This is a genomic window from Mycobacterium sp. ABE4_509 (assembly GCF_056160785.1).
The window spans coordinates 13827-30894 of sequence record NZ_JBSWXU010000052.1; the positions used below are offsets into that span (position 1 = coordinate 13827).

Below are 17068 nucleotides of genomic sequence, written 5' to 3' on the forward strand. Positions count from 1 at the left end.
CGGATCAGGCGGGGCTCGCCACGGAGTCCAGCGCCGCGGCGACACCCTTCTGTACCTCGGTCCCGTTGCCCCAGCCCACGTAGTAGTGCAGCATCAGCACGAGTTCTTCGAGCTCCTCGGTGCTCAGTTCGCCGTTGATCAGCGCACCGCGTACCTGAACCTCGATCAGGTCGGCTCGGCCCAGGGCGGCGGTGGCTCCGATGACCAGCAGCCGCCGGTCGCGGATCGACAGTCCGGGGCGGCTCCATATCTCGCCGAACAGATGCTCGATGGTGTCGTCGAGCGTCGCGTCGCGCTGATCGGGCATCATCGCGGCCACCTGCGGACCGTAGACCGCGGCCATCGTCTCCAGTCCGCTCGAGGCGCGCTCGGTCGGCGGCGCCGTGTCGGCCGGCTCCTCGTCGAGGCCGAGCGTGTCCGGGCCGACGGTCCGGGTGAGATCGACCAGCGGCACGTCGAGACCGTGGCCGGCAGCCAGTTCCTGGGCGGCTGAGAGGTCCTTGTCCATCAGCCGAGCCATCTGTGGGGCGTGCTCGTTCATCAGGTCCGGGTCGGCGATCTGCCCGCGCAGCAGCGTCGACATCGTCGTGGCGTCCGGGTCCGCTTCATCGATCACCGACAGCAGGGTGGCCGGGTCGACGCCGGCGGCACGGGCGATCTCGGCCGCCTCGTGCATCACCCGCCACCTGCCGTAGGTCACCACGTTGCGGGCGATCTTGGTGGCCATCCCCGCGCCGAGCGGACCGCAGTGCACGACGGACTTGGCGAAGTCGGCCAGCACCGGGGTCACCCGCCGCACTGTGTGGTCGTCTCCGCCCACCATCGCGACCATCCCGTTCTCGGCAGCACGATCCCCCGGGGTGACACCGCAATCGACAAGTGCCACACCAGATTCCTGGCACAGGCTGGCGAGCTCGGCGATGTCGGGGACGGCGAGGGTGGAGAGAACCACCACGATCGAACCCGGGCTCGCGCCGGCCAACACCCCGTTCTCGCCGCGAAGGACGGCGCGTACCTGGGCGACGTCGACGACGGCGATCAGCACCACGTCACTGCGCCGGGCGACCTCGGCGGGCGAGGACAGCATCGCCGCATCGTACGAAAGGCCCTCGGCGGCAGCTGGATCGATGTCGTACACGACCGGGGTGCGGCCGCTGCGAGCCAGGCTGACCGCAACTCCGCCACCGATCACGCCGAGGCCGATGACGCCGGCCCGCGCAGCACCCCGCGCGGAGGCGGCGCCTTCGGCCGACACAGGTTGGGCGAATTCCGGCTGCACACTCATGTGCGGAGTTCCTCTCGGTGCGTTCACTGGCTACCTTTACGATCGTAAAGTAATTAGACAGGCTTAGCACTGGTGAGATCACGCATACGGGCGACGGGTGCGTGCCACAGCGCACACCACCACCCGGTCAGGCCCTGCGGAGGATCTCGAATGCCCGAGTGATCAACTCCGCCTCGTCCGGATCGCCGCTGCGCCGGCCCAGTTGCCAGTTGCGCAGCCCTGCGCTGCGCAACGCCGCGACGGCGCAGCGGGCCAGCACCTGGCAGGCGAACTGGTCGTCCGGGCCGGCCGGGTCGCCATCGCGCAGGCGGTCCTCCAACGCGTCAGCGATCACCTGCTCGAATCTCAACAGCAGGCCGGGAGCCGATTTCTCGAGCTTCGGCCCCGGCGGCCCGTCGTGGAACAACCAGGTCAGGTTCGGCCGTGCGCTGCGAAGCCGTCCAGCGACGACGAAAAACGCCTGCTCCACGGCCTCCAGCGGAGCCTCCCCGGCCGGGCGGAGCCGAATTTGTTCACCGAGCACAGGCAACCAGTCCTCGATGTCCTTGACCAACAGCCCTTCCTTGACCGGGAAGTAGCGAAAGAAGGTGCGTTCGGTCACCCCGGCCGCATCGGCGATGTCGCGCACCGTCGTGTGCTCGTAGCCCCGCTCGTCGAACAGCGCATCGGCGGCGGCCTGGATCGCCCGCCGGGTGGCGATCTTGTGCGCTTCGCGCCGGCCGACCTCGGTGGACATGGCACTCACTATGGCATCGACACCCACACTCTGTCATTGCTGACACTTTCGACGGGGCGACATCTCCGGCCCGCGCCGGACGGCAACCCTGCGCCCCCGCCCCCGCGCAACTCGCCGGATACCCACGGGGCTATGTTTAGAAATACCCCGTGGGGTGTACTGCCTGAACGAGGGCCGACGCGAATCCAGCCGAACGAGGAGGCCGATCTTGACGCAGCACGACACCGTCGACGGCGCGGCGAAAGGCCAAGCCACCACACCATGACCATCGTGTTCGCACTGAGCTTCGGCGCGCTGATCGGCGTACTGCTGGGGTTGCTCGGGGGCGGCGGCTCAATCCTGGCCGTTCCGGCACTGGTGTACGCCGTCGGCCTGGACATGCGGCAGGCGATACCGATCTCGCTGCTCGTCGTCGGACTGGCCTCGGCGGTGGGCGCGGTGCCGCGGGTCCGCGCCGGCCAGGTCCAATGGCGCCTCGCCGCGGTGTTCGCCGCCGCAGGCATCCCCGCGACCTTCGCCGGCACCGCCATCAGCACACGATTGCCCCAGAACGCGCTACTGATCGGGTTCGCCGTGGTCATGGTGATGGCCGGAGCGCGAATGCTCAGCGACACCGCCGGCACCGGAACCGCCTGCGACGTCGACGAAGGCGGCATCGACTGGCGCCGCTGCGCCCCACGATCGATCCCGGCCGGCGCCGCTGTCGGGCTGCTCACCGGGTTGTTCGGCGTCGGCGGAGGTTTTCTGATCATTCCCGCGCTGGTCATCGCACTGGGTGTGGACATGTCGATCGCGGTGGGAACCTCGCTGCTGATCATCGTGGTCAACTCAGCGGCCGGCTTCCTCTCCCACCTGCACGGCCTCCAGATCGACTGGGCGGTCACCGGCGCGTTCGCCGGCACGGCCACCATCTGCTCGCTGATCGCCGGAGCGCTGGCCACCAGCCTGGACACCAGGCGGCTCCAACACTGGTTCGCCTATCTGGTCTTCGCCGTGGCCACCTTCGTCCTCGTCGACACGATCTGGCTGCAATGAACTGAAGTTCTACGAAAACAACTGTCCCCCAACATCTGAGGAGGAAAAATGGACGTGACGATCATCGAGACATCAGGACTCGGCGACCGCAGCTACCTCGTCGGCGCAGACGGTGTGGCCGCCGTGATCGACCCGCAGCGCGACATCGACAGGGTGCTCGACCTGGCCCGCGACCGCGGGGTCGCGATCACCCACGTGCTGGAGACCCACATCCACAACGACTACGTCACCGGCGGGCTGGAACTCTCCCGCACCGTCGGGGCGCAGTACGTCGTCGCCGCCGGTGACGACGTCAGCTACGAACGCCGCGCAGTCACCGACGGCGACACGATCGAAGTGGGGCCGCTGACGTTCACAGTGATGCACACTCCCGGCCACACCCACACCCACGTCAGCTATGTACTGCACGACGACGAATCCGGCACCGCGGCTGCGGTGTTCACCGGCGGCTCCATGCTGCACGGCACCACCGGACGCACCGACCTGCTGGGCGACGCGGACACCGTCGAGCTCACCCACGCGCAGTTCCGGTCGGTGCGCCGGCTGGCCGCCGAGCTCGGCGACGACGTCGACGTGTACCCGACCCACGGCTTCGGCAGCTTCTGCTCGGCCACCCCGGCCAGCGGAGACGCCTCCACGATCGGCGACGAACGCCGCAGCAACCCCGCACTGACCAGCGACGAACAAACCTACGTCGACGACCTGCTGGCCGGACTCGGCGCCTATCCCGCCTACTACGCCCACATGGGTGTGATCAACTCCGAGGGCCCCGCACCCGTCGACCTGTCGATGCCCGAACCGGTCGACGCCGCCGAATTGCGCCGCCGCATCGATGCCGGCGAATGGGTTGTCGACCTGCGCAACCGCAAAGCCTTCGCCGCCGGACATCTCTCCGGCACAGTCGGTTTCGAGCTTTCCACCCAGTTCGTCACCTACCTGGGCTGGCTGTACCGGTGGGGCGCGCCGATGACCCTTCTCGGCGAGAGCCCCGACCAGATCCTCGATGCGCGACGCGAATTGGCTCGCATCGGCGTCGACAACATCACCGGGTCCGCCGCCGGCGACATCGCGACCCTGGCCGGTGACACCACGCCGGCCGGCTACCGGGTGGCATCGTTCGCCGATCTGACCGCGGCGATGCACACCGACGACCTCACCGTCCTCGACGTGCGCCAACCCGCCGAATACGACAGCAGCCACCTGCGAGATGCGGTCAACATCCCGCTGCACGAACTGCTCTCCCGCCGGGATGAGGCGCCCGCCGGACAGGTGTGGGTGCATTGCGGGTCCGGCTACCGGGCATCGATCGCCTGCTCGCTGATCGAGGCGGCCGATCGCGAGGTCGTGCTGATCGACGACTCGTTCGACAATGCCCCCGAGCGCGAACTGGTGCCCTAAGGTGCGCCGGTGTGACCCTCGACGAGCTCGCCGCCGGCCTGTCCGCGGCCGGCGCGACCACCGTACTGATCGACGGGCGAGCGGGATCGGGAAAGTCCACCCTGGCCGACCAGCTCCAGCACCGGTGGCAGGACAGCTCGGTGGTCCGGCTCGATGACATCTATCCGGGCTGGGACGGACTTGCTTGGGCGGTCGAACACCTCGGCACCGCGCTGCTGGCCCCGCGGGCGGGCGGCCGGCCGGGCCGGTGGCGACAGTGGGACTGGCACACCGACCGCCCCGCCGGATGGCACTCCGTCGCCCCCCGTCGGCGCCTGATCGTCGAAGGGGTCGGCGCACTGGCGGGGTCCCATCGCGGGCTCGCCGACCTCGGCATCTGGGTGGACTGCGCCGACGACACCCGCAAGCGACGCGCCCTGCGCCGCGACGGCGACACCTTCCGCCCGCATTGGGACCGATGGGCCGCCCAGGAGGAAGACCTGATCGCCCGCGACTCGCCCCGCTCGGCCGCCGACTACGTCGCAACCGGATCTGCTGCGGGCCGGTCCTGGACACTGACCGCGACCGACCACCCGACGTAGCGCCACCGGCGCCACCTGCGTTAACTTGGGAAGTCGGAAACACACGGGAGTGCACACTCGAGTGCGCTGAGAGGACGGCTGACCGGCTGTCGACCGTACGAACCTGACCGGGTAATGCCGGCGTAGGGAGATGCGCGTGATCACTGTTCGTCACGTAACACCGATCTGAACCCTGTCCGGGCCCGTCCGGCGTACCCCGCCGTCGCGGTACCCGTTCGAATCCCGTTTCACATCACCTGTTTTGAAGTCGGTTCGATCTCATTCGGACCGCACCCCCCGACGAGGAGTCTGCGATGGATCAGCCCAACCCCGACATCACATCCGCCCTGCGGTGGCGGGTGGTCGACATCGTGGTGGCCAGCGTGCTGGCGGTCGCCGCCGGCCTGGTCTTCGTGATCTGGAATGTCGCACACAACCCGATCAGCGCACCGCTGAGTGCGCTGCTTCCCGGCCTGCAGGCACTGGCCGGTGGCGGCTGGCTGTTCGCAGGCGTGCTGACCGCGCTGGTCATCCGCAAACCGGGAGCCGCACTCTACGGCGAGCTGGTCGCGGCAACCGTTTCGGCGCTGGTCGGTAACCAGTGGGGGGTACTGACCATCGAGTCGGGTCTGGTCCAGGGGCTCGGTGCGGAGCTGATCTTCGCCGTCTTCCTGTACCGGCGCTGGAACCTGCCGGTGGCGATTCTGGCCGGCGCGGCCTCCGGGCTGGCCCTGGCCGTCAACGATCTGATCCTCTGGTACCCCGGGGCCACGACGGCGTTCGGGGTCATCTACACCGCCTCGGCGGTCGTCTCCGGCGCCGTCATCGCCGGGGTGCTGTCCTGGTTCGTGGTGCGCGGTCTGGCCAGGACCGGAGCACTGAGCCGGTTCGAGTCCGGCAGGGCATTCGCCAGCCCCACTCCCTGATGCCGGATGCGACCACCGCCGGCCGGGGCGGCGCCGAGGTCGCGGCGTCGGACTGGGGCTGGCAGCACGCCGGGCAACGGCAGTGGGCGGTGCGCGGTCTGGACCTGACCATCGCAGCCGGGCAACGTGTCCTGGTGCTGGGGCCCTCCGGGTCGGGCAAGTCCACCCTGCTGCAGGGTCTGGCCGGGTTGCTCGGCGGCTCCGAGGAGGGGCACGAGGCCGGTCGCCTTCTCGTCGACGGCGGCCCGCCGTCGACGCGGCGAGCCCGCATCGGCATGGTGCTGCAGGACCCCGACTCGCAGGTGATCCTCTCCCGGGTGGGCGACGACGTCGCCTTCGGGATGGAGAACTTCGGGGTTCCCCGCGCCGAGATCTGGCCGCGGGTACGGGCCGCACTGCACTCGGTGGGCCTGGAACTATCGGTAGACCAGGACACCTCGACGCTGTCCGGGGGACAGAAGCAGCGCCTCGCCCTGGCCGGGGTGCTGGCGATGGATCCGGGCCTGATTCTGCTCGACGAGCCGACGGCCAACCTGGACGCGTCCGGGGTACTCGAGGTCCGCGATGCGGTGCGTGCGGCCGCCGACCGCACCGGCGCCACGGTCGTGGTGGTGGAACACCGGACCAAGACCTGGCTGCCCGTCGTCGATCGGGTCGTCGTGCTGGGCCCCGACGGCGACGTCGTCGCCGACGGGCCGCCCGAGCGCACCGTCACCGGCGAGCGGGACCGGCTGGTGCGGTCGGGCATCTGGGTGCCCGACGAACCCGTCGGGGCCATCCCCCGGCACCGCCCGGCCGCCGCCGAACCGCTGCTGGTCGCCACCGGACTCGAGGTCGGCTACCGCTCGGCCCCGCCGGTGCTCGCCGGACTCGACTTCGAGATCCGCCAGGGCCGGGTGACCACGCTGACGGGCCCCAACGGCACCGGGAAATCGACGCTGGCCCTCACCCTCGGCGGGCTGCTGCCGCCAAGCGGCGGCAGCCTGCAAGCGGCGCCGGACTTCTCTCCGTCGGGGCGCAACCGCGAGCCGGCACGGTGGCGTTCCCGCGAGTTGCTGACCCGGATCGCCACCGTCTTCCAGGATCCCGAACACCAGTTCCTCACCGGGAGCGTGCGGGCGGAGATCATGCTCGGGCCGAAGGCACTCAAGCGCTCCGAGCGCGACGTCGCCCGCCTGGCCGACGCGCTGCTGGACCGCCTGCGGCTGGCACATCTGGCCGACCGCAATCCCTACACCCTCTCCGGCGGGGAGAAGCGCCGGTTGTCGGTCGCGACCGTGCTGATCACCCGACCACGGCTGATCGTCCTCGACGAACCGACCTTCGGGCAGGACCGGCGCACCTGGCTGGAATTGATCACGCTGCTCGCCGAGATCGCCGACGAGGGAACCGCCGTCGTCGCGGCCACCCATGACGAGGAGTTCGTCGAGCTGCTCGCCGACGAACGCATCGAACTCGTTTCACCGGGCCACGAGGAGCGGCGCCGGTGACCGCGGCCGGCGCACCGGCCGCGGTCAACCCGGTGGCCAAGCTGCTGACCGCCGCGGTGATCGCCGTCGTGCTGGTGCTCAGCGTCGACTGGGTGTCGGCTCTGACCGCCCTGGTCCTGGAGATCCCGTTGTTCCTCGCGCTGGGGGTCCGCGGGCGCACCGCGGTGCTGCGTGGAGCGATCGTCGCCGTCGCGGCCGCGTTGACCGCGTTGACGAACCTGCTCTACGGTGAGCCGAGCGGCACCGTTCACTGGCATTTTCTGCTGGTCAACGTCAGCGATGGCTCGATCGACCTGGCCCTGGCGATGTTCCTGCGGGTGCTGGCCATCGCGCTGCCCTCGGTGTTCCTGTTCATCGATGTCACCCCGACCGAACTGGCCGACGGGCTGGCCCAGAACCTGCGGCTGCCCGCCCGGTTCGTGGTCGGGGCGCTGGCCGGGCTGCGGCTGATCGGTCTGCTGCGTCAGGACTGGCAATACCTGGGTTATGCCCGGCGGGCCCGTGGCGTCGCCGACAAGGACCGGGTGCGCCGCGTCCTCGGCCAGGCCTTCGCCCTGCTGGTCTTCGCGCTGCGACGCGGATCCAAGCTGGCGACCGCCATGGAGGCGCGCGGTTTCGGGGCCTACCCCACCCGGACGTGGGCCCGGCCGTCGACGTTCGGCGGGCGTGAGCTGGCGCTGGTCGGCGCCGGGCTGGGGATCGCGGCCACCGCGGTGGCCGTGTCGGTCGCCGCGGGAACCTGGGACTTCATCGGCCGCTGACCCGCGACCAACCGAGCACCCGACCGATTGCTGGGGTGGTCTGTCAGTACATGGATAGGTGGGCACTGGTTGGGCGATCCAGCGAGGGCGATCGTGGGTGATGAGCATCGACGACGACTTTCCGAGGAGGACGCGATGAAGCGAATCGTCACCCTGGCCGCGCTGACGGCGGCGACCGTCCCGCTGGGAATGTGGAAGGCGACCCCGGCCGGCGCCCAGGAACAGCAGCCCATGGAGATCTCGCGCGACGACAGCCGGCCGGCCTCTCCGGGCCCTGCGGAGACGTTCACCGGCGAGGTCAGCGTCAAGCCGCTGTTCGACCCCAACGAGGTGCGCAGCACCGGCGCCGGTGAGGTGACCTTCACCCCGTGCGCACGTAGCGCATGGCACACCCATCCGGCGGGTCAGACGCTGATCGTGACCTCGGGCACCGGGTGGGTGCAGGAATGGGGCGGCGAGAAGATCCAGATGAACCCGGGCGATGCGATCTGGACCCCGCCGGGTGTCAAGCACTGGCACGGCGCCACCGACACCGAGTCGGTGACCCACATCGCCCTGCAGGAGCCGGTCGACGGCAAGGCCGTCGACTGGATGGAACACGTCAGCGACGAGCAGTACCTGGGCTGACGGCTCGACCGGCTGCCCGAGAAAGGTCTCCCCCATGAAGATGCCCCGATGGACCCTGCTGGCCGCGGCGCTCACCACCGTCTCGATAGGGACCGCGGCCTGTGGCCAGAACGACGGCCCGGACTCGACCGCCGGCGAACAGTCTTCGGTCAACCTCGAAGCGGTGTCACCCGCCCTGGCCGACTACCGCGACCAGATCGTCGAATCCGAACTGTGGCAACGGCCCGGGCTGTCGGCCCGCGACCGCAGCGTGGTCACGGTCGCCTCGCTGATCGCCCGCAACCAGACCGCGGACCTGCGTGAGCAGATCTCCGCCGCACTGGACAACGGGGTGACCGCCGGCGAGGTGTCCGAGATCATCACCCACCTGGCCTTCTACGCCGGCTGGCCCAACGCGCAGGCCGCGGTCACCGCCGCGGAGCCCGTGTTCGCCGAACGCGACATCGACAGCGCAGAGTTGCCCTCCGCTGCACCGGAATTGATGCCACTGGACCAGCAGACCGAGGCTGCCCGCCTGGCCAACGTGCAGGAGAACTACGGCGGCGTGTCCCCCGGCGTCGAGCAATACACCACCGACGTGCTGTTCACCGACCTGTGGCTGCGCCCCGACCTGGAACCGCGTGACCGCAGCCTGGTCACCGTCAGTGCGCTGGTCGCCAACGGACAGGTCAACCAGATCACCTTCCACCTCGGCCGGGCGATGGACAACGGCCTGACCCAGGAACAGGCCGGCGAGGTGCTGACGCAGCTGGCGTTCTATGCCGGCTGGCCCAACGTGTTCTCCGCGCTGCCGGTATTCCGCCACGTCTTCGACAGCCGCGGGAATTGACGGCGACCATGACCGACTGGGCCCCACAGGACCTCGACACCATCGGCGAGGCGAACGAAATCCAGATCACCACGTTGCGCCGGGATGGTTCGGCTCGCGCCTACAAGCCGATCTGGGTGGTCCGCAGCGGAGACGATCTCCTCGTGCGCTCCTACCGCGGCGCCGACGGCGACTGGTACCGCCACGCACAGCGGTACCCGCACGGGCGGATCACGTTGCACGGCAACGAGTATAGGGTCTCGCTCACGGCAGCCACCGACATCGCAGCCGGCGCGGTGGACCAAGCCTACCGCGACAAGTACGGCGCGAACGGTTATGTCGACGCGATGACAAGCGACGAGGCCGCGTCGACCACCATGAAGCTCACTCCGGAATAGGCCGGCCGGCGCCGTCACCGCCGAGCATCGCCAGCGCGAACGACACATAGGAGCGGGCGATGTCTTCGGGTGACAGCGCGCCGCCGGCCCGAAACCACTGTGGCAGCGAGGTGCACGCTGGAAGCCACACCGGTACCCACCGCCCGGACCGTGGCTCTGGACGCCGACGGCTCCGTGACGGGCTCCCCACTGAGCGTCGTCGAGTTCGTCGCCGGGTCGGCGATCCGCAGCGCAGACGACCTGGCGTCCCTGTCGGACGGCGAGATCACGGTCGTCACCGAGGCACTCGTCGCAGCCTTGGTCGATCTGCACGCGGTCGAACCCGCCGCGGTCGGGCTCGCCGCCTTCGGCAGACCCGAAGGATTCCTCACCCGGCAGGTGAACCGGTAGTCACAGCAGTGGCAACGGGTCCGGCTGCACGATCGGCCCGACGTCGACCAGCTGGCCGCCCTGCTGTCCGACCGGATTCCCGCCGCATGTGACGCCGCCGTGCTGCACGGGGACTTCCGCATCGACAACACCCTGCTCGATCCCGACTGCGCGCAGCCGGTTCGCGCGGTCGTCGACTGGGAGATGTCGACGCTCGGCGATCCGCTGACCGATGTCGCCCTGATGTGCGTGTACCGCTCGCCGGCCTTCGACACGGTGCTCGGCACCTCCGCCGCGTGGACCAGCTCGCGCCTGCCCAGCGTCGATTCGCTGGCCGAGAGCTATACCCGGCGCTCCGGCCGGGACCTCGGCGACTGGGACTTCTACCTGGGGTTGGCGTATTTCAAGCTGGCCGTCATCGCCGAGGGCATCACCCACCGGGCCCGCAGCGGCACCGGCGGCGATCCCACCGCCGAGGGTGCCGCCGACGCGGTACCGGCCCTGGTCGCCGACGGACTCGCCGCGCTGCGACCGGCCCGCCGGGCGTGAGCGCAGGCCGGCGGGACCTGGCCATCCAGGTAATGCCAGTACATCCCACTTCCGCTGCATGCGGCCTAGCCTGGAGTCGTGGACAGCAAGAGCGACATCCGTGACTTCTTGACCACGCGGCGCGCCAAGATCACCCCCGAACAGGCCAATCTGCCCTCCTACGGAAGACGGCGCGTCCCCGGGTTGCGCCGCGAAGAGGTGGCCGCACTGGCCGGTGTGAGCGTGGACTACTACAACCGTCTGGAGCGCGGCAATCTCTCCGGGGTGTCGGATTCGGTGCTCGAGGCGATCGCCACCGCGTTGCAGCTCGACGAGGCCGAACGGCTGCATCTGTTCCGGCTCGCGCAGACCGCCAACGCCACCCCCCGCACCCGGCGGGCCACCCGGCGCCCCCAGCTGAGCCCCAGCCTGCAGCGAGTCCTCGACGGCATGACCGGTGTGCCGGCCATCGTGTGCAACGGCCGGATGGACCTGGTGGCGGCCAGCACGCTGGGCCGCGCCCTGTACTGGCCGGCCTACGAGTTCGAGTCCCCGAAGCCGAACCTGGCCCGATTCGCGTTTCTCGCCCCCGCGGCCGGCGACTTCTACCCGGACTGGGACGGCGCGGCCAGCGTCGCGGTGGCGTTGCTGCGCACCGAGGCCGGCCGCAATCCACACGATCCGGGCCTGACCGCGCTGGTCGGTGAACTCTCGACCTGCTGCACCGAGTTCCGGACGCGTTGGGCCGCCCACAACGTGCGCACCCACTACAACGGCACGAAGACATTCGGACACCCCGCCGTCGGCGACCTGACGCTGAGCTACGACACCATGGACCTGCCCGGCGACAACGGGCTGCGGCTGACCGCCTACACCGCCGAGCCCGCGTCCCGCTCGGCTGAGGGGCTGCAGCTGCTGGCAAGCTGGGCGGCCACCACGTTGGCCCCGCAGGATGCGCAGTCTCCCAGCGACATTCCCCAGCGCTGACAACCGCGTCCATCGAAAAGCGGGCGTCATACCCGAAGGTACGACGCCCGCTTCTTCGCCCCTGGCTCAGGGTTTGGCGAAGACCGGCATCACGCTGGCGTCGCCGTAATCCTTGATGTCCTCGACGTTCTTCAAGGTGTCCATGTCGGCTTCGGAGATCTCGAAGTCGACGTCGGCGTTGTTGCGCATGTGATCGGGGTTGGCGGTTTTGGGCAGCGGCAACGTACCGAGCTGCAGGCAGTAGCGGATCGACAGCTGCGGCACCGACACGCGGTACTTGTCTGCCAGTGTGGCCACTTCCTCGTTCTTCAGCAGCTCGCCGTGCGCCACCGGCGAGTAGGCCTCGACCAGGATGCCGTGGTCCTGGGTGTAGGCGATCAGATCGTGCGGGGTGTTGCTGATATGGGCGAGGATCTGATTGACCATCGGTTTCACGGTGGCGGCGTCCAGGATGTTGTCGACGTCGGCCTTCTGGAAGTTCGACAGCCCGATCGCCTTGAGCTTGCCGGCCTGGTGCGCCTCCTCGAGGGCCTTCCACACCTCGCGGTTCTCGGCGAAGTAGCGGTTCTCGCCGCCGAAATCGCCCCAGGGCTGCGGGCTGTGGATGATCATCAGGTCGATGTAGTCCAGACCCAGCTTCTCCAGCGAGCCGTCGATGCTTGCGGCCGCGTCCCGGTGGGTCTTGGCGCCCGCGTCGACCTTGGTGGTGACGAAGACGTCTTCGCGCTTCACCCCGCTGTCCCGCAGGCCGGCGCCGACGCCCTGCTCGTTGCCGTAGGCCTGTGCGGTGTCCATGTGGCGGTAGCCGATGTCCAGGGCGTCCCTGACGGCCTGCCCGACAACGTCGTTGTCGATCATCCAGGTGCCCAGCCCCAGCTTGGGGATCTCGAGCCCGTTGGACAGTGTGTAGTTCTCCTGCAGTATCACTGCGTCTCCTCTCGTTGCTTGCGACCACGGTCGATGCCTGCGCTCCCCGGTGGGGTACCCGATTAGCGCCCACGTGTCCCCGACCCGTCGGGAAAGCCGCCGCGAGGAGCGCCCGCCGGGCCCGGACGTGCCGTCCCGCTATCACCACTGAACACCGGGGATCGATGTCGCGACAGTGGCCGGTGATCCAGGTACTCGCAGTACACCCCTGACGCCCGTGCGCAGTTCAGGGGTTGTTGTACCAACGCGACCGGCAGCTCCCGCCCGGGCGGTTCAGGCCGCCGGGCAACTCTGCGCCGCCTGCTCCAGCACCGGCACCGACGCGGCGTCCACCGGCAGCCGGTAGCCGCGCAGCACCGCGATGAACTGCATGGCGTACTGGCAGTGGAATGCCTCGTTGGGCGGCATCCACCGGGCCGGCTGCTGATCCCCCTTGTCCTGGTTGGCATCTCCGGCGACGGCGATCAGGTTGGCCGGGTCGTTGGCGAAGCGCACCCGCATCTCCTCGGTCCAGCTGCGCGCCCCCAGATCCCAGGCCAACGCCAGCGGCACCAGGTGATCGATCTGCACGTCGGCACCGGTCTGTTCGCCGCGGGTGAATGCCACCGTCGCGTTGGTGTACGGATCGAGCAGCACCCCGGTGGCGACCGCGTCGGGGCAGCGCGTAATCGCCACATAGGTCTTGTCGATCAGATCCCGGTCCAGGATGTCGTTGCGGGTGTCGCAGCCGTTGTGGCCGCCCGGGGCGGTCGTGTCGTCGGTCCAGGACCTGCCGAACGCATCGCGGCGGTAGTCGTATCCCCTGACCCGGTCGGGGATCACGGCGATGCCTTCGAGCACGTCGACACCCGGGGCGACGGTCGGGATGTCGGCCCGGGCGATGTACTCCGAGGGACGTGAGCCCGTGGCCGACACCTGGTAGGCGACGACCACGGCGAGCAGCACCGCCACCGACAACCACAGGATGTGCTTGCGGCTCATGACTTGTCCAGGTATTCGACGCGGTCGGTGTCGGTGAACGGCGCCGACAGCGATGCCATGCCGGGGTCGCCCGGGTTGAAGTCGTAGACCGCCTCGCACAGGTCGCGAGCAGCCAGGATGACATCGCGGTGCTCGAACAGCGACAGGAAGCGCAACGTGATGGGACGGCCGTGCTGACTGAGTCCCAACACGTCGCCCTCGCTGCGCTCACGCAGATCGAGCTCGGCGAGTTCGAAGCCGTCCTGGGTGCCCGCCACCGCCTTGAGCCGTTGTCCGGCTTTGGATTCCTCGGGCAGATTGGTCGCCAGCAGACACAGGCTGGCATGCCGTCCGCGCCCGATCCGGCCGCGTAGCTGATGCAGCTGGCTGATGCCGAAGCGGTCGGCGTCCATCACCACCATGACGGTGGCGTTGGGCACGTCGACACCGACCTCGATGACCGTCGTGCACACCAGCACGTCGATCTCACCGGCACGGAACGCCGCCATCACGGCGTCCTTCTCATCGCCGGGCAGCCGGCCGTGCATCAACCCCAGCCGCAGCCCCGCCAGCGGACCGCGCTGCAGCCGGGCGAACAGGTCGACGACCGTCACCGGCGCAGGCCCGGACTCCTGGGCCTGCTTGTTCCCCTTCTTGCCCTTGCCGGCCGGCTTGTCGGGTTTGTCCTGCGCCCCGGTGTCGCTCTCGTCGATCCGGGAAGCCACCACGTAGGCCTGCCGGCCCGCGCCGACCTCCTCGACGATCCGCGCCCACGCACGGTCCAGCCAGCTCGGCTTCTGCCGGATGAAGATCGTGTTGGTGGTGATGGGCTGACGCCCGCGCGGCAACTCGCGCAGGATCGAGGTCTCCAGGTCGCCGTACACCGTCAGCGCGACGGTCCGCGGAATCGGGGTGGCGGTCAGCACCAGCAGATGCGGGGTGACACCCTCGGGGGCCTTGGCCCGCAACCGGTCTCGCTGCTCCACACCGAATCGGTGCTGCTCGTCGACCACCACCATGCCGAGCCGGTGGAATTCCACGGCGTCCTGCAGCAGCGCGTGCGTACCGATGACGATGCCGGCCTGCCCGGATGCGGCCTCGTCGCGCACCTCGCGCTTCTGCTGCGCCGACATCGACCCGGTCAGCAACACGACCCGGGTGGCCTCCTCGGCACCGCCCAGCTGCCCGGCCATCCCGAGCGGCCCGAGCATGGTGCGGATCGACAAGGCGTGCTGGGCGGCCAGAACCTCGGTCGGCGCGAGCAGCGCGCACTGGTAGCCGGCGTCGATCAGCTGCAGCATCGCCAGCACCGACACGATCGTCTTGCCCGAGCCGACCTCACCCTGCAGCATGCGGTTCATCGGACGCGCGGATGCGAGCTCAGCCGAGATCACCTCGAGCACCTCGCGCTGTCCGGCGGTCAGCTCGAACGGCAGTTGGCCGGTCATGGCTGCCGCCAACCCGTCCGGGCGCGGTTGCGCCGGTGGACCGGACTCCCCGAGCTCACCGTGCCGGCGCACCACCAGCCCCCACTGCAGCCCGACGGCCTCGTCGTGGGTGAGGCGCTCGACCGCCCGCGCGCGCTCGGCGGCGTTCTCGGCGAGGTGGATGGCCCGCAGCGCGGAGTCCTCGGACATCAAACCGTGTTCGCGCACATAGGCCTGCGGCAACGGTTCGGGAACCGGGTCGAGCACGTCGAGCACCTGGCGCACGCACGCGTAGATCTCCCAGGTCTGCATCTTGGAGTTCGCCGGATAGATCGGAAAGAAATCCTTCTCCAATTCGGTGAGCAGGTCCTCCCCCGACGCTCCGGTCGCGTCGGCCATGGAGGTCAGGGACTTGCTGCCCACACCCTTGCCGCCGTCGCGCAGCACCATGAACGCCGGATGCGTCAGCTGCATGGTGCTGCGGAAATAGCCGACCTCACCGGACAACATCACCCGGGCGCCCTCGACCAACGTCTTCTTCAGGTACTTCGGGTTGAAGAACGTCGCGGTCACCGCGGGACGGCGGTTCCCCAGCGTCACGACCAGGAACTCGCGTCTGGGGGTGCGGTTGGTCCACTTCGACTCGACCTTGGCGATGGTGTCGACGAACGTGACGTGCTCGCCCTCCTCGAGATCGAGGGTCTCGCCCTCCCCGCGGACGGTCATCGCGTCGCTGTACTTGCGCGGGAAGTAGCGCACCAACTCCCCGACCGTGCCGATGCCGAAGTACTGCGCGAGTTGATCGGCGGCCTTCTTGCCGATCACGAAATCGAGGCGGTCAGCCAGGGTGGCCATCTCACTCCACCCCGATCAGCAGCGCGTCCCCACCGTGGCCGGTGTGAAAGCACACCATCTCGGTACCGGGATGGTTCTCGCGCACATGGGCGGTCAGCGCGTCGGCGACGTCCTCCCCGACCCCGTCGCCGGTGAGCACCGTCACCAGCTCACCGCCCGCGGCCAACAGCACGTCGATCAGACCCTCACCGGCGGCCACCACGTTCTCGCCGACGATGACGACCTCGTTGCCGGCGATGCCCAGCCCGTCACCCGGCTTACAGGTTCCCGCCCAGGTCAGCGCTTCCTCAGCGGCCACCCGCACCGATCCGTGCCGGGCACCGGCAGCGGCGCGGGCCATCGTGAAACCGTCGTCGACCAGCCGGCGCTCAGGATCGTGCACCGCCAGCGCAGCCAGGCCCTGCACCATCGACGCCGCCGGGATCGGCGCCATCTCGATGCCCCAGTCCGACGCGACGGCCCAGCCGGCCAGCAGCTCCTCGGCCGCGATGTACCCGTTGGGCAGCACCATCACCTGGGCGGCACCGGTGTTGACCAGCGCATGCAGCAGCCGTTGGGCGCTGACCGGGGCCCCGGGTTCCGGACGCAGGGTTTGCGCACCTTCGCCGGCGAACAGGTGCTCGGCCCCGTCCCCGTCGACGACTGCCAGGACCGCACGCCCGCGGCTCCACCCGCCGGCGTGCCGGTCGGCACCCCCGCTCAGCGCGGTGATCTGGATGCGGCTGGGCGTTCCGACGGCCAGCGCGGCCTCGACCGCGGCACCGGCGTCGTCGGCGTGCACATGCACCGAGTAGTGCCCGGCGCCGGCCCCGGAGCCCGATGCCGCGATCGCGACCGAATCACCCAACTCCTCGAGGCGCACCCGCAGCTGCTCGAGACCGTCGCTGTCGCAGCCGCCGAGCAGGTACATCACCTCGAACTGGGGTGGGGCCGGCACCGGGCGCACCGCCGCCGCAGCGGCGGGTGCGGGCAGGTAGGCGGACCGCTCGGG

Annotated in this window: 16 protein-coding genes and 2 pseudogenes; 11 read left to right on the top strand and 7 right to left on the bottom strand. The window is 69.5% G+C overall.

Features of this window, described 5'->3' with window-relative positions; translation table 11 throughout:
- Nucleotides 1-4: 4 nt before the first annotated feature.
- Nucleotides 5-1285, bottom strand: a complete 1281-nt coding sequence (locus tag ACXAID_RS13320) for an NAD(P)-binding domain-containing protein (RefSeq protein WP_475022694.1) — start codon at nucleotides 1283-1285, stop codon at nucleotides 5-7.
- Between the two features lie 127 nt (nucleotides 1286-1412).
- Nucleotides 1413-2021, bottom strand: a complete 609-nt coding sequence (locus ACXAID_RS13325) for a TetR/AcrR family transcriptional regulator (protein WP_475022695.1) — start codon at nucleotides 2019-2021, stop codon at nucleotides 1413-1415.
- A gap of 261 nt (nucleotides 2022-2282) precedes the next feature.
- On the opposite strand from ACXAID_RS13325, the gene ACXAID_RS13330 reads away from it, so the two are divergent.
- The 9 genes from ACXAID_RS13330 (at nucleotide 2283) to ACXAID_RS13370 (ending at nucleotide 10024) form a co-directional block, all read left to right on the top strand.
- Nucleotides 2283-3056 (top strand): sulfite exporter TauE/SafE family protein, encoded by a 774-nt coding sequence (locus tag ACXAID_RS13330; protein ID WP_475022696.1) that lies wholly within the window; start codon nucleotides 2283-2285, stop codon nucleotides 3054-3056.
- 48 nt (nucleotides 3057-3104) lie between these two features.
- Nucleotides 3105-4454: a rhodanese-like domain-containing protein gene (locus ACXAID_RS13335; RefSeq protein WP_475022697.1), complete on the top strand. Its 1350-nt coding sequence runs from the start codon at nucleotides 3105-3107 to the stop codon at nucleotides 4452-4454.
- An 11-nt stretch (nucleotides 4455-4465) separates the two neighbouring features.
- On the top strand, nucleotides 4466-5035 hold the full coding sequence (locus ACXAID_RS13340) for a nucleoside/nucleotide kinase family protein (RefSeq protein ID WP_475022698.1): 570 nt from the start codon (nucleotides 4466-4468) through the stop codon (nucleotides 5033-5035).
- 293 nt (nucleotides 5036-5328) lie between these two features.
- The gene (locus ACXAID_RS13345; RefSeq protein WP_475022699.1) at nucleotides 5329-5940 is read left to right on the top strand and encodes an ECF transporter S component; all 612 of its coding nucleotides are present in this window, start codon (nucleotides 5329-5331) and stop codon (nucleotides 5938-5940) included.
- Nucleotides 5940-7430: an ABC transporter ATP-binding protein gene (locus ACXAID_RS13350; RefSeq protein ID WP_475022700.1), complete on the top strand. Its 1491-nt coding sequence runs from the start codon at nucleotides 5940-5942 to the stop codon at nucleotides 7428-7430. The genes ACXAID_RS13345 and ACXAID_RS13350 overlap by 1 nt, the downstream gene beginning before the upstream one ends.
- Complete coding sequence (locus tag ACXAID_RS13355; protein WP_475022701.1) at nucleotides 7427-8191, top strand: energy-coupling factor transporter transmembrane component T family protein; 765 nt, start codon at nucleotides 7427-7429, stop codon at nucleotides 8189-8191. Before ACXAID_RS13350 ends, ACXAID_RS13355 begins: the two co-directional genes overlap by 4 nt.
- Nucleotides 8192-8326: 135 nt before the next feature.
- Nucleotides 8327-8818 (top strand): (R)-mandelonitrile lyase, encoded by a 492-nt coding sequence (locus tag ACXAID_RS13360; protein ID WP_475022702.1) that lies wholly within the window; start codon nucleotides 8327-8329, stop codon nucleotides 8816-8818.
- Between the two features lie 34 nt (nucleotides 8819-8852).
- Complete coding sequence (locus ACXAID_RS13365) at nucleotides 8853-9647, top strand: carboxymuconolactone decarboxylase family protein (protein ID WP_475022703.1); 795 nt, start codon at nucleotides 8853-8855, stop codon at nucleotides 9645-9647.
- A gap of 8 nt (nucleotides 9648-9655) precedes the next feature.
- The gene (locus ACXAID_RS13370) at nucleotides 9656-10024 is read left to right on the top strand and encodes a DUF2255 family protein (RefSeq protein ID WP_475022704.1); all 369 of its coding nucleotides are present in this window, start codon (nucleotides 9656-9658) and stop codon (nucleotides 10022-10024) included.
- On the opposite strand, the gene ACXAID_RS13375 is transcribed toward ACXAID_RS13370, so the two are convergent.
- Nucleotides 10011-10154 carry a TetR-type transcription factor C-terminal domain-containing protein gene (locus ACXAID_RS13375; RefSeq protein WP_475022705.1) on the bottom strand — a complete coding sequence of 48 codons (144 nt, stop codon included), beginning with the start codon at nucleotides 10152-10154 and terminating at the stop codon, nucleotides 10011-10013. The two genes, ACXAID_RS13370 and ACXAID_RS13375, sit on opposite strands and share 14 nt — an antisense overlap.
- Between ACXAID_RS13375 and ACXAID_RS13380 the strand changes: the two are divergent.
- Together ACXAID_RS13380 and ACXAID_RS13385 are read left to right on the top strand one after the other, a co-directional pair.
- A pseudogene (locus tag ACXAID_RS13380) lies at nucleotides 10094-10942 on the top strand (phosphotransferase family protein). The gene ACXAID_RS13375 and the pseudogene ACXAID_RS13380 overlap by 61 nt on opposite strands.
- A gap of 78 nt (nucleotides 10943-11020) precedes the next feature.
- Nucleotides 11021-11908, top strand: a complete 888-nt coding sequence (locus tag ACXAID_RS13385) for a helix-turn-helix transcriptional regulator (RefSeq protein ID WP_475022706.1) — start codon at nucleotides 11021-11023, stop codon at nucleotides 11906-11908.
- Between the two features lie 66 nt (nucleotides 11909-11974).
- Here the strand turns inward: ACXAID_RS13385 and ACXAID_RS13390 are convergent, their stop codons facing one another.
- The 4 genes and pseudogenes from ACXAID_RS13390 to ACXAID_RS13405 all read right to left on the bottom strand — a co-directional run.
- Nucleotides 11975-12835 carry an aldo/keto reductase gene (locus ACXAID_RS13390; protein WP_475022707.1) on the bottom strand — a complete coding sequence of 287 codons (861 nt, stop codon included), beginning with the start codon at nucleotides 12833-12835 and terminating at the stop codon, nucleotides 11975-11977.
- A gap of 273 nt (nucleotides 12836-13108) precedes the next feature.
- On the bottom strand, nucleotides 13109-13816 hold the full coding sequence (locus ACXAID_RS13395) for an HNH endonuclease family protein (RefSeq protein ID WP_475022708.1): 708 nt from the start codon (nucleotides 13814-13816) through the stop codon (nucleotides 13109-13111).
- Nucleotides 13813-16077, bottom strand: coding sequence for an ATP-dependent DNA helicase RecG (gene recG / locus ACXAID_RS13400; protein ID WP_475022709.1), 2265 nt, complete (start codon nucleotides 16075-16077; stop codon nucleotides 13813-13815). Before recG ends, ACXAID_RS13395 begins: the two co-directional genes overlap by 4 nt.
- A 1-nt stretch (nucleotide 16078) precedes the next feature.
- Nucleotides 16079-17068 (bottom strand): annotated as a pseudogene (locus ACXAID_RS13405) (DAK2 domain-containing protein); the annotation flags it as partial.